General features: G+C 61.3%; 11 protein-coding genes. 9 read left to right on the top strand and 2 right to left on the bottom strand.

Annotation, left to right across the window (positions count from 1 at the left end; translation table 11 throughout):
* Positions 1 to 11 precede the first annotated feature (11 nt).
* The 9 genes from nuoN to IB272_RS17305 all read left to right on the top strand — a co-directional run bounded on the left by nuoN (position 12) and on the right by IB272_RS17305 (position 10361).
* The gene (gene nuoN, locus IB272_RS17345) at positions 12 to 1454 is read left to right on the top strand and encodes an NADH-quinone oxidoreductase subunit NuoN (protein WP_034803562.1); all 1443 of its coding nucleotides are present in this window, start codon (positions 12 to 14) and stop codon (positions 1452 to 1454) included.
* On the top strand, positions 1454 to 2218 hold the full coding sequence (locus IB272_RS17340) for a biotin--[acetyl-CoA-carboxylase] ligase (protein ID WP_162727209.1): 765 nt from the start codon (positions 1454 to 1456) through the stop codon (positions 2216 to 2218). The genes nuoN and IB272_RS17340 overlap by 1 nt, the downstream gene beginning before the upstream one ends.
* A 25-nt stretch (positions 2219 to 2243) precedes the next feature.
* A complete protein-coding gene (locus tag IB272_RS17335) occupies positions 2244 to 3911 on the top strand; it encodes a ribonuclease J (RefSeq protein ID WP_192444584.1) in 1668 nt (555 codons plus the stop codon).
* A 57-nt stretch (positions 3912 to 3968) separates the two neighbouring features.
* Positions 3969 to 4373: a methylmalonyl-CoA epimerase gene (gene mce / locus IB272_RS17330; RefSeq protein ID WP_034803559.1), complete on the top strand. Its 405-nt coding sequence runs from the start codon at positions 3969 to 3971 to the stop codon at positions 4371 to 4373.
* Positions 4374 to 4503: 130 nt separating this feature from the next.
* The gene (locus IB272_RS17325; RefSeq protein WP_034803557.1) at positions 4504 to 4773 is read left to right on the top strand and encodes a DUF1467 family protein; all 270 of its coding nucleotides are present in this window, start codon (positions 4504 to 4506) and stop codon (positions 4771 to 4773) included.
* Between the two features lie 748 nt (positions 4774 to 5521).
* Positions 5522 to 6850, top strand: a complete 1329-nt coding sequence (proS, locus tag IB272_RS17320) for a proline--tRNA ligase (RefSeq protein WP_034803555.1) — start codon at positions 5522 to 5524, stop codon at positions 6848 to 6850.
* Positions 6851 to 6869: 19 nt separating this feature from the next.
* The gene (locus tag IB272_RS17315) at positions 6870 to 8180 is read left to right on the top strand and encodes a lipoprotein-releasing ABC transporter permease subunit (protein WP_060580865.1); all 1311 of its coding nucleotides are present in this window, start codon (positions 6870 to 6872) and stop codon (positions 8178 to 8180) included.
* A gap of 16 nt (positions 8181 to 8196) precedes the next feature.
* Entirely contained in the window at positions 8197 to 8883 is a 687-nt protein-coding gene (locus IB272_RS17310) for an ABC transporter ATP-binding protein (protein ID WP_192444582.1), read from the top strand.
* A gap of 167 nt (positions 8884 to 9050) precedes the next feature.
* Positions 9051 to 10361: a lipoprotein-releasing ABC transporter permease subunit gene (locus IB272_RS17305; RefSeq protein WP_113135670.1), complete on the top strand. Its 1311-nt coding sequence runs from the start codon at positions 9051 to 9053 to the stop codon at positions 10359 to 10361.
* A 169-nt stretch (positions 10362 to 10530) separates the two neighbouring features.
* Here the strand turns inward: IB272_RS17305 and IB272_RS17300 are convergent, their stop codons facing one another.
* A complete protein-coding gene (locus tag IB272_RS17300) occupies positions 10531 to 10998 on the bottom strand; it encodes a DUF5680 domain-containing protein (protein WP_034795326.1) in 468 nt (155 codons plus the stop codon).
* Between the two features lie 83 nt (positions 10999 to 11081).
* Positions 11082 to 11651 (bottom strand): hypothetical protein, encoded by a 570-nt coding sequence (locus tag IB272_RS17295; protein WP_060522202.1) that lies wholly within the window; start codon positions 11649 to 11651, stop codon positions 11082 to 11084.
* Positions 11652 to 11798: the final 147 nt, after the last annotated feature.

Raw genomic sequence — 11798 nt, 5'->3', positions numbered from 1 at the left:
CGTGATTGGACATGACTGCTGAAACCCTCCTTGCAAGCCTGCAACTCTCGATCCCCGAGCTGATCCTCGCGGTCGGCGCGATGGCGTTGCTGATGATTGGCGTGTTTTCCGGCGAGAAGTCGGCGTCGACGGTCACCGGTCTTGCGGTTGCCCTCCTGATCATCGCTGGCCTCTGGCTCGTGCTTAAGACCGGTGAAGGCGAAGCCTATGGCGGCGCCTTCCTGTCGGACCCCTTCGCCAAGTTCATGAAGGTTCTGGCCCTGATCGGCTCCATCACCGCCCTGGTGATGACGGTCGGCCATGCGCGCTCCGCCCAGATTGACCGTTTCGAGTTCCCGGTGCTTCTGGTGCTGGCAACGCTCGGCATGCTCTTGATGATCTCGGCCAACGACCTGATCTCGCTCTACCTGTCGCTGGAACTGCAGTCGCTGGCCCTTTATGTCGTCGCTGCCATCAACCGCGACAGCATCCGCTCGACGGAAGCCGGCCTGAAGTACTTCGTCCTCGGTGCGCTTTCTTCGGGCATGCTGCTTTACGGCATGTCGCTGATCTACGGCTTCACCGGCCACACCGGCTTTACCCAGATCGCGGCTGCGCTGACGGCTGAAGGCCGCTCGCTCGGCCTGATCTTCGGTCTGGTCTTCGTACTCGCCGGCCTAGCCTTCAAGATCTCGGCCGTGCCGTTCCACATGTGGACGCCTGACGTTTATGAAGGCGCGCCAACGCCGGTCACCGCCTTCTTCGCGGCGGCACCGAAGGTCGCCGCCATGGCGATCCTCGTTCGCATCGTCATCAACGCCTTCGAGCCTGTCGTTGCTGACTGGCAGCAGATCATCGTCTTCATCTCGATCGCATCGATGCTGCTCGGTGCCTTCGCGGCGATCGGCCAGAAGAACATCAAGCGCCTGATGGCCTATTCCTCGATCGGCCACATGGGCTACGCGCTGGTCGGCCTTGCTGCCGGCTCCATGGCTGGTGTTCGCGGCGTGCTGCTCTACATGCTCATCTACATGGTCATGACGCTTGGCACCTTCGCCTGCATCCTGGCGATGCGCCGCAAGGAAGGCGAAAACGTCGAGAACGTCGACGATCTCGCCGGTCTCTCGCAGACCAACCCCTTCATGGCGACGGTGCTGACCGTCCTGATGTTCTCGCTCGCCGGCATCCCGCCGATGGCAGGCTTCTTCGGGAAGTACTTCGTCTTCATGGCGGCCATTGAAGCCCAGCTCTATGCGCTCGCCATCATCGGCGTTCTCGCATCCGTCGTCGGCGCCTACTACTACCTGCGCGTCATCAAGGTGATGTGGTTCGACGATGCCAAGGGCGAGTTCGCCCGCACCGCCGGCGAATTGCGGCTGGTGTTCGGTCTCTCGGGCCTGTTCGTTCTCGGATACGTGCTCATCGGCGGCCCGCTCGGAAACGCCGCTGAAGTCGCGGCGCGGACCTTCTTTTGATCGCCTTTGAAAGTGGCGGCCGGATCTCGCTCGACGATTTCCGGCACGTCGCTCTCGATGCGGTTGGTTCGACCAACAGTGAATGCCTGGCGCGTGCGCGCCAGGGTGACCCGGGCAATCTCTGGGTCACGGCCATCAGGCAGACCGGCGGGCGCGGACGTCGCGGCCGGGCATGGTTCTCCGAACCGGGCAATCTCTACGCTTCGCTTCTCCTCATCGAGCCGGCACCGGTCGAGCACCTGCACTCTTTGCCGCTTGCTGTCGCCGTCGCCGTTCACAGGGCGATCCGCCAGGTGATGCCGCCGGGTTCGGCGCCGGTGGAGATCAAGTGGCCGAACGACATCCTGATCGACGGCAAGAAGACCTGCGGTATCCTGCTTGAAGGCGAAAGCCTCCCGGACGGGCGCCGGGCGCTGGTCATCGGTTGCGGCATCAACATCGCGGTCCAGCCGGATGAAGGGCTCTATCCGGTGACGTCGCTGGCCAATGAAGGAGCGTCGGTTTCGCCCGACGAACTGTTTGCGCGCCTGTTCCTGACGATGGCGGAGACCCTGCAGGTTTGGGATCGGGGCGCCGGTATCGCCACGACGATCGAACAATGGCGGGCAGCAGCCCGCGGCATCGGTGAAACGATAACCGTGAACCTGCCGGACCGGTCGCTTTCAGGGCGCTTTGCCGGTATTGATGAGGCCGGACGGCTGGTGCTCGACACCGGCAACGGCATGACGCAGGCGATTGCCGCCGGCGACGTATTTTTCGGATAAATTTGGAACAGGGGCGCAACACGACATGGCGCAAGAAGAAGAATTGGTGTTCTTGCCGCTCGGCGGCGTCGGCGAAATCGGCATGAATCTTGGCCTGTACGGCTACGGACGGCCGGGCAGCCGCCAGTGGATCATGGTCGATTGCGGTGTGACTTTCCCGGGGCCAGAGCTCCCGGGGGTCGACCTCGTGCTCCCCGATATCGGCTTTCTCGCCGAAGAGCGCCGCAATCTCAAGGCGATCATCATCACCCATGCGCACGAGGACCACTATGGCGGTCTGAACGACCTGTGGCCCGGTCTCAATGTGCCGGTCTATGCCTCGCCGTTCACGGCAGGCATGCTCGAAGCCAAGCGGGACTTCGAGAAGAGCCGGGGCGAGATCCCCATCACGATCTTCAAGCAGGGCGACCGTATCAATGTCGGCCCCTTCGAGATTGAGGCCGTCGGCGTCAACCACTCGATCCCCGAGCCAATGTCGCTGATCATTCGCACGCCGGTCGGCACCGTGGTTCATACCGGCGACTGGAAGATCGACCTTCATCCGTCGCTCGGACCGTTGACCGACGAGACACGCTTCCGCCAGATCGGCGATGAAGGTGTGCTTGCGCTCGTCTGCGATTCCACCAATGCGATGCGCGACGGCGTTTCGCCGTCGGAGCAGGAGGTTTCCGAAAGTCTGACGAAGATCATCGCCAACGCTGAGGGTCGGGTGGCGATCACGACGTTCTCCTCGAATGTCGGGCGCATCCGCTCGATCGCCGAAGCGGCGGAAGAGGCCGGCAGGGATGTGCTTCTGCTCGGCAGTTCGATGAAGCGGGTCGTCGCCGTCGCTACGGATCTTGGGCTGATGGAAGGCATCAAACCTTTCCTCGCCGAAGACGAGTTCGGCTACGTGCCGCGCGACAAGGTCGTGGTCATCCTGACTGGCAGCCAGGGCGAGCCGCGGGCAGCCCTTGCCAAGATCGCCCGTGACGAGATGCGAAATGTCGCCTTCTCGGCTGGCGACACGGTCGTGTTTTCCTCACGCACGATCCCGGGCAACGAAAAGGCGATCAACGACATCAAGAACGGCCTGGTGGAACAGGGCATCCACATCATCACCGACAGCGAGGCGCTGGTGCACGTATCCGGCCACCCGCGTCGCACCGAGCTGCAGCAGATGTACCAGTGGCTGCGGCCGCAGATCCTCGTACCTGTTCATGGCGAGGCGGCGCATCTGACGGCGCATGGCGAACTGGGCCGGCAGTCCGGCATCGCCAGCGTTCCGCGTCTCAGGAACGGCGAAATGCTGCGTCTTGCGCCAGGTCCCGCCGAAGTGATCGACGAAGCGCCCCATGGCCGCATCTACAAGGATGGCAGCCTCATCGGCGATTTCGAGGAGATGGGCATCGGCGAACGCCGCAAGCTCTCCTTCGCCGGCCATGTCGCCGTCAACGTCGTTCTCGACAGCCGCTACGAATTCCTGGGCGACCCGGATATCGTCGCGATCGGCTTGCCGGAGTTCGACGACGAGGGCGAGGACATGGAGGACACGCTCTATGACGCCATTCTTGGCGCCGTCGAGAGCATTCCGCGGGCAAAGCGCAAGGATCTGGCAATGCTGCAGGAGGCGGTCCGCCGCGCCGTGCGCAGCACCGCCAACCAGATCTGGGGCAAGAAGCCGATCGTCACGGTGTTTGTCACCAAAGTCTGATTGGCCGGTCGCCCGTGACCATGTAAGCGGAACCGGACGTCAAAGCGGGAGATCGCAATGCTTGGAAGAGTGAACCACATCGCCATCGCAGTGCCGGATCTTCACTCCGCCGCCGAAAGCTATCGCTCGACGCTCGGCGCCTCCGTCACCGAGCCACAGGCTTTGCCCGAACACGGCGTCACCGTCGTGTTTGTCACGCTTGCAAACACCAAGGTCGAGCTGCTGGAGCCGCTCGGCGAGGGCTCACCGATTGCCGCTTTCCTGGCGAAGAACCCTTCGGGCGGGATGCATCACATCTGCTACGAGGTAGAGAACATCCTGTCGGCGCGCGACGCGTTGCGCGCCGCCGGAGCGCGAGTGTTGGGCGATGGCGAGCCGAAGATCGGCGCCCATGGCAAGCCGGTGCTCTTCCTGCATCCCAAAGATTTTCAGGGTACGCTGATCGAACTCGAAGAGGTGTGACAGTAGATCGCGCGATGCCGGTTTGTGCGATCGGGCGGTCAGCGCTATAAGGCGGACGGAATGTCGCGGAAGTCGCGGCGAAACGCGGGTTGCTCGCTGTCTTGCCGATCGCCTTCACCGGGAGCTTGAAATGCCGCTTTTTTCGACCTTTGCCATCTACTTCATCATCTGGTGGATCACGCTCTTTGCCGTGCTGCCCCTCGGCGTGCGCACTCAGGCTGAAGAAAACAGCGTCGTTCCGGGGAGTGTCGAGAGCGCCCCGGCGAAGTTCAACGCCAAGCGTGTCGTGCTTTTGACGACGGTGATTGCGGCCGTCATTCAACTTGCCTGGTATATCCTGTCCGTCAGGCTCGGCTACGGCATAGATTCCATTCCGCGTTTCTACCCAAAATTTGATTGATAAGTTCATCGCGGCCGCCGTGTGAGCCGGTCGCTCTCAATGCGACATGTTCTGTGCAATTTGATGGGCACATCTGTACCTTGACGGAGCCTGCGCGCATGCCCGCGGGCAAAACCCGGGCAATTGCAGGATTGACCGCCGTGAAATTGACATAGTTCAATTTTGCAAGGTGCTTCGCGCGTCTGTCGCTTGCTGAAAAGCAAAAAAAAACAAGGCTAAAAGCCTTGTTTTTCAAGTTTCGCGTGATCTTTAATCCGTTTCCGGCGGCAGCGACGAAGCGCGCCTAAGATCTTATCCTCCCAAGACTTGACCGCGAAAGTCGGCAAGAATTTAGTCTTCATGCCTGTTTTGTGAGCCGAAACTAGCCCAAACATTGGGCTCTGTCATCCTGTTTTTTTGCATTTTTGCTACAGTCGGGTAAAATATTCCCGTTGACAATTACTGTCGTAATCTTGTTACTAGCGTGCTCTTTTGACGCAGGAACGGCGTCGAGTTCCCCCTGAAAATCCGTGGATGCTTTCTCTGCCCGTGACAACGGAGAGCAGGGTTTTCTTCCGCCGGCGAAGCAGCTATGAACGCAAGGCTCCTAAAGGTTCCTGCCGGCTTTGCCGGTGATGGAAAATGGAGAGCCCGACCCGAGAAGCAGCGGTCGCCTTTATCAATCAAAAGGTGAAGCCGGCATCTCGCTCAACGTCATTTCGCCCGAATCCGCCGATAGTGCGACGTTCATCAAGTTCTGGAACCCGTCATGCGCCTGTCCCGCTTTTTTATGCCCATCCTGAAGGAAAATCCCAAGGAAGCGGAAATCGTTTCCCACCGCCTCATGCTGCGCACGGGCATGGTCCGGCAGCAGTCTTCGGGCATCTATACCTGGCTGCCACTGGGCAAGCGGGTTCTCGACAAGGTCAACGCGGTCATCCGCGAGGAGCAGAACCGCTCCGGCGCGATCGAGCTTCTGATGCCGACCCTCCAGTCTGCCGAGCTGTGGCAGGAAAGCGGCCGCTACGACGCCTACGGCAAGGAAATGCTGCGCATCAAGGACCGGCAGGACCGGCCGATGCTCTACGGTCCGACGAACGAGGAAATGATCACGGACGTCTTCCGTTCCTACGTGAAGTCCTACCGCGACCTGCCGCTCAATCTCTACCACATCCAGCTGAAGTTCCGTGACGAGATCCGTCCGCGCTTCGGCACCATGCGCTCGCGCGAATTCCTGATGAAGGACGCCTATTCCTTCGATCTCGATCGGGAAGGGGCCGAACACGCCTATAACCGGATGTTTGCCGCTTACTTGCGCACATTCGCGCGCATGGGCCTTCGCGCCATTCCGATGCGCGCCGATACCGGCCCGATCGGTGGCAATCTCAGCCACGAATTCATCATCCTCGCCGACACCGGCGAGTCCGAAGTGTTCTGCCATAAGGATTTCCTCGGCTTCGACATTCCGGGCGAAGACACGAATTTCGATGACGTTGCCGGCCTGAAGACGATTTTCGACAAGTGGACCTCGCGTTATGCGGCGACGTCGGAAATGCACGACGAGGCAGCCTTCAACGCGGTTGCCGAGGGCGACCGACTGTCGGCCCGCGGCATCGAAGTCGGCCACATCTTCTATTTCGGCACCAAGTACTCCGAAGCCATGGGCGCCAAGGTTCTCGGCCCCGACGGCAAGGAGCATGCAGTGCACATGGGCTCCTATGGCATCGGCCCGACCCGTCTGGTGCCGGCGATCATCGAAGCCTCGCATGACGACAACGGCATCATCTGGCCGAAGTCGATCGCGCCGTTCGATGGCGTCATCATCAACATGAAAGCGGGCGATGCCGCTTGCGACGGCGCCTGCGAGACGCTCTATTCTGAACTCGGCAAGGCTGGATTCGAGGCGCTGCTCGACGACAGGGACGACCGCGCTGGTGCGAAGTTCGCGACGGCTGATCTGATCGGCGTTCCGGTCCAGATCATCGTCGGACCGCGTTCGATCGCCAATGGCGAAGTCGAGGTCAAGGACCGCAAGACCGGCGAGCGCGAGACGATGACCGTCGAAGCGGCGATCAACAAGCTGATCGCAACGAAGTGACGAGGCGAGGGAAGGCAGGATGACCGCCGTGACTGAAAATCAGGTGCAGGCCGCAGAGCGGCCTGAAAAGTCCTCCAGCCGACCCTTTTCCGCCTTCGAGCGTATGGTGGCGTGGCGCTACCTGCGCTCCAGACGCAAGGAAGCCTTCATCTCTGTCATCGCCGGCTTCTCCTTCATCGGCATCATGCTCGGCGTGGCGACGCTGATCATCGTCATGGCGGTGATGAACGGCTTCCGCACCGAACTCATCTCCCGCATCCTCGGCATCAACGGCCACATGATCGTCCAGCCGATCGACGGTCCGCTCAACAACTATCCGGAACTGGCGACTAAATTCTCGGGCGTCAAAGGCGTCACCATGGCGATCCCGATGGTCGAAGGCCAGGTTCTGGCGCAAGGGGTCGGTGACAGTTCGACCGGCGCGCTGGTGCGCGGCATCCGCGCCGACGACCTGAGTAAGATGAAGTCGGTTTCCGGCCACATCCAGTCCGGTGATCTCGTCGGCTTTGCCTCCGGCTCCGGTGTCGCGATCGGCTCGCGCATGGCCGAGCAGCTTGGCATAACGGTCGGCGGAACGATTACGCTGACCTCGCCCAACGGCGACGTGACGCCGCTCGGCATGAACCCGCGTGTGAAGGCCTATACCGTCTCGGCGATCTACGAGATCGGCATGTCGGAATATGATTCAACAATCATCTTCATGCCGCTTGAAGAGGCACAGCTGTTCTTCAACGCCGAGGGACTGGTTCAGTCGATCGAGATCTTCGTCGAACATCCAGATGTCGTCGAGGAGTTGCGCCAGCCGATCGAGGACGCGGCCGGACGGCAGATCTTCATCACCGACTGGCGCGACCGCAACAAGACCTTCTTCTCCGCGCTACAGGTGGAGCGCAACGTGATGTTCATGATCCTGACGCTGATCGTGCTGGTCGCGGCGCTCAACATCATCTCCGGCCTGATCATGCTGGTGAAGGACAAGGGCAGCGACATCGCGATCTTAAGGACCATGGGCGCGACCTCGGGCTCTGTCATGCGCATCTTCTTCATGACGGGGGCTGCCATCGGCGTCGCCGGAACGGTCGCGGGCGTGGCGCTCGGCGTCGTCGTCTGCCTCAACATCGAATCCATCCGACAGTTCTTCTCCTGGATCTCCGGAACGACGCTGTTTAGCCCTGAGCTTTATTTCCTCAGCCAGCTTCCGGCCGACATGAACGCCGACGAGACTGCACTCGTCATCGTCATGGCGCTGACCCTTTCCTTCCTCGCCACGATCTTTCCGGCCTGGCGCGCCTCGCGCCTCGATCCGGTGCAGGCCCTGCGTTACGAATGACAAGGACATCACCTCAATGAATGCGCGCGTGGCACTGCAGCTTTCCGGCGTCGAACGACACTATGGGGAAGGCGAGACGTTCCTTTCCATCCTCAAGGGTGCGGACTTCACGCTGAGAAGCGGCGAGACTGTGGCGCTGGTCGCGCCGTCAGGGACCGGAAAATCGACGCTGCTGCATGTGGCGGGTCTGCTGGAACGCCCCGATAGCGGCGAGGTGCTGGTCAACGGGGTGTCCTGCGGCGGGCTCAATGACGATCGGCGCACGGCGATCCGTCGCAACGAGATCGGATTCGTCTACCAGTTCCACCACCTGTTGCCTGAGTTCTCGGCGCTCGAAAACATCATGATGCCGCAGTTGATCGCCGGTCTGCCCAAGGCGGAAGCCGCGGAGCGGGCTGGGGCGTTGCTCGACTATATGCGCATCGGCCACCGCGCCGATCACCGCCCGGCGGAACTTTCCGGCGGCGAGCAGCAGCGCGTTGCGATTGCGCGCGCCGTTGCCAACGCGCCACTCGTTCTCCTTGCCGACGAACCGACAGGCAATCTCGATCCGGAGACCGCCGGTTATGTCTTCGAGGCGCTGGAAGCGCTGGCACGGCAGTCGGGCCTCGCGGCATTGATCGCGACGCACAATCACGAGCTCGCCGGACTGATGGATCGGCGGGTGACGATCGAAGACGGCAAGGTCGTCGAGATGAATTGAGTGTGCCGGAGGGCGGATGCGACGACCACTCGGACGCCGCCACGTCAGCCTGCCTCTCGCTGGCGCACCTACAGTCTCTCGACGTAAATCTAGACCGCCCTCGATGATCGTCGAAGCGGTGATCGACAAGCTGGTCGCAACGAAGTGATGAGGCGAAGGAAGGCAGGATGACCGCCGTGACCGAAGATCGGGTGCAGGCCGCGGAGCGGCCTGAAAAGTCCTCCAGCCGACCCTTTTCCGCCTTCGAGCGTATGGTGGCGTGGCGCTACCTTCGCTCCAGACGCAAGGAAGCCTTCATCTCTGTCATCGCCGGCTTCTCCTTCATCGGCATCATGCTCGGGGTGGCGACGCTGATCATCGTCATGGCCGTCATGAACGGCTTCCGCACCGAACTCATCTCCCGCATCCTCGGCATCAACGGCCACATGATCGTCCAGCCGATCGACGGTCCGCTCAACAACTATCCGGAACTGGCGACTAAATTCTCGGGCGTCAAAGGCGTCACCATGGCGATCCCGATGGTCGAAGGCCAGGTTCTGGCGCAAGGGGTCGGTGACAGTTCGACCGGCGCGCTGGTGCGCGGCATCCGCGCCGACGACTTGAGCAAGATGAAGTCGGTTTCTGACCACATCCAGTCCGGCGATCTCGTCGGCTTTGCCTCCGGCTCCGGTGTCGCGATCGGCTCGCGCATGGCCGAACAGCTTGGCATAACGGTCGGCGGTACCATCACGCTGACCTCGCCCAACGGCGACGTGACGCCGCTCGGCATGAACCCGCGTGTGAAGGCCTATACCGTCTCGGCAATCTACGAGATCGGGATGTCGGAGTATGACGCGACGATCATCTTCATGCCGCTTGAAGAAGCGCAGCTGTTCTTTAACGCCGAGGGACTGGTCCAGTCGATCGAGATCTTCGTCGAGCATCCTGATGTCGTTGAGGAGTTGCGCCAGCCGATCGAGGATGCGGCCGGACGGCAAATCTTCATCACCGACTGGCGCGACCGCAACAAGACTTTCTTCTCGACGCTCGAGGTCCAGAGCAACGTGATGTTCATGATCCTGTCGCTGATCGTGCTGGTCGCGGCACTCAACATCATCTCCGGCCTGATCATGCTGGTGAAGGACAAGGGCAGCGACATCGCGATCCTGCGGACCATGGGCGCGACCTCCGGCTCGGTGATGCGCATCTTCTTCATGACGGGGGCTGCAATCGGCGTTGCCGGAACGGTCGCGGGCGTGGCGCTCGGCGTCGTCGTCTGCCTCAACATCGAATCCATCCGACAGTTCTTCTCCTGGATCTCGGGAACGACGATATTCAGCCCTGAGCTTTATTTCCTCAACCAGCTCCCGGCCGATATGAACGCAGACGAGACCGCACTCGTCGTCGTCATGGCGCTGACCCTTTCCTTCCTCGCCACGATCTTTCCGGCCTGGCGCGCCTCGCGCCTCGATCCGGTGCAAGCCTTGCGTTACGATTGACCCCACGCTGTGACTTGCAACGTCGTTTCTTGAATGAATGCGTGCGTCTGACACAGCGATTACCAAGCTTCGCCGGCGATCCGCGGCGTTTGGCGTCCAAAGCGCGCCGCGATCCTTCAGATTCGCGAACCGCTGCGCGCTCTTGCGTCACTTGCTGCGGGCCTTGCCCTCAACGCCTGATCAGACCGCCGCGATAGTCGAGCTCGTAGGCTTCCTCGCCGTCGACGAAGATGACCTCATGCCCGGAAAAATGTGAGGTGTCGCCGCGGCTGTTGTCGATGTAGTAGCCATGGGCGTGCCGGAACTCCGTGCCGCCGAGGAAATGCCGCTTGTCGCGGTACATCGCCTGAAGCGCCGCCCTGATGACGACGCCTGCCTTTTCGCCGTTTATGAGGTCAGGACGGATGATCCGGCCGAAGTAGTTCATCGCCCAGTGCGGCTCGTCATTCTGCCACACGGTCTCCTGGCCTGCGAAATCGGTCCCGCCGAAATAGCTGTCGAGGTAGCGCCAGCTATCCCGCTCGTAGCCGATGTCGTGGGAACCCGGGCGTGACGACGGTCGCTGCCCGCCGCCGCCGACATAGGTTTTTGATTTGGCTTCAACGATGAATTCTCTGAGTGCTTCGAGCGCGGCCATGATTGTTCCTCATACGTTCGCGCCGGAGGATGTCGCGATCCGCTGAAGTTGTAAAGAACAAATAGAGAACAATCACCCAGTTATTACAGACCGCACGCCTTCTGCCCGCGATCGTCGCTCCAGTCCTTGAGAAGGATGAGCTCGCCTTTCGCGGTGATTGGCTTGTCGTTCGATTTGCCCTTGCCCGTCAGCACGTTGAGGTCGCATTGCGCGGTGTTGTCCGGATCGAGCGTATCGTAGGACGAGTAGGTGTAGCCCGCCACGACGAAGTCGAAGTTGCGATAGGCGACCGTCAGCTTCTGTTCCCAGCGGTCGCGCCCGATGGCATCGTTCTGACTGGTGATGAGCAACGAGCCGCTCGGCAGCGCCTCGATCGACGGCGCTTGGCCGACGAGTTCGAACTGACCCCAGACCTTGTTCGGAATGGCCGACTTTAATGCCAGCGCGCCGTTGTCGCCGGTGAGGTAGAGATAGATGCCGTTGTCCTCGTCGCTGCCTTCGGCGGGTCGTACGATGAGCGCGAGATCCGGGCTCCCGTCCTTGTTCCAGTCGCCGGTCGCCGCCGAGACGATGCGGGCGGGGTCTATCGTCTCTGCTGCGGAGACGGTGGTCGGAAGCAGGATCAGCAAGGGGAGAATCAGGCGTGCAAGCATGTCGGAGCGCTCCGCGTGGTCGTTCCTCTTGATATGCGGGCGCCGCGCTTTCCTCAAGCGGCTCGTCGTCAGTTAACCTGCATTCGGGCGCGATGTTAACCATCGTGAACAGAATGCCTGTGCACTGCTTGACGCGTGAACAAAAAT

The organism is Ensifer sp. ENS08 (assembly GCF_014852195.1).
In the GTDB taxonomy this organism is placed as follows: Bacteria; Pseudomonadota; Alphaproteobacteria; order Rhizobiales; family Rhizobiaceae; genus Ensifer; species Ensifer adhaerens.
Note: the sequence above shows the minus strand (reverse complement) of the source record. Positions and strands in the feature narration are given on the sequence as shown.

Bases quoted from the DNA above. Each gene is read 5' to 3' on its own strand.
- IB272_RS17295 (WP_060522202.1), bottom strand. From the start codon at position 11,651: ATGCTTGCACGCCTGATTCTCCCCTTGCTGATCCTGCTTCCGACCACC.
- IB272_RS17335 (WP_192444584.1), top strand. From the start codon at position 2,244: ATGGCGCAAGAAGAAGAATTGGTGTTCTTGCCGCTCGGCGGCGTCGGC.
- IB272_RS17300 (WP_034795326.1), bottom strand. From the start codon at position 10,998: ATGGCCGCGCTCGAAGCACTCAGAGAATTCATCGTTGAAGCCAAATCA.
- IB272_RS17310 (WP_192444582.1), top strand. From the start codon at position 8,197: ATGAATGCGCGCGTGGCACTGCAGCTTTCCGGCGTCGAACGACACTAT.
- proS (WP_034803555.1), top strand. From the start codon at position 5,522: ATGCGCCTGTCCCGCTTTTTTATGCCCATCCTGAAGGAAAATCCCAAG.
- nuoN (WP_034803562.1), top strand. From the start codon at position 12: ATGACTGCTGAAACCCTCCTTGCAAGCCTGCAACTCTCGATCCCCGAG.
- IB272_RS17315 (WP_060580865.1), top strand. From the start codon at position 6,870: ATGACCGCCGTGACTGAAAATCAGGTGCAGGCCGCAGAGCGGCCTGAA.
- IB272_RS17325 (WP_034803557.1), top strand. From the start codon at position 4,504: ATGCCGCTTTTTTCGACCTTTGCCATCTACTTCATCATCTGGTGGATC.
- mce (WP_034803559.1), top strand. From the start codon at position 3,969: ATGCTTGGAAGAGTGAACCACATCGCCATCGCAGTGCCGGATCTTCAC.
- IB272_RS17305 (WP_113135670.1), top strand. From the start codon at position 9,051: ATGACCGCCGTGACCGAAGATCGGGTGCAGGCCGCGGAGCGGCCTGAA.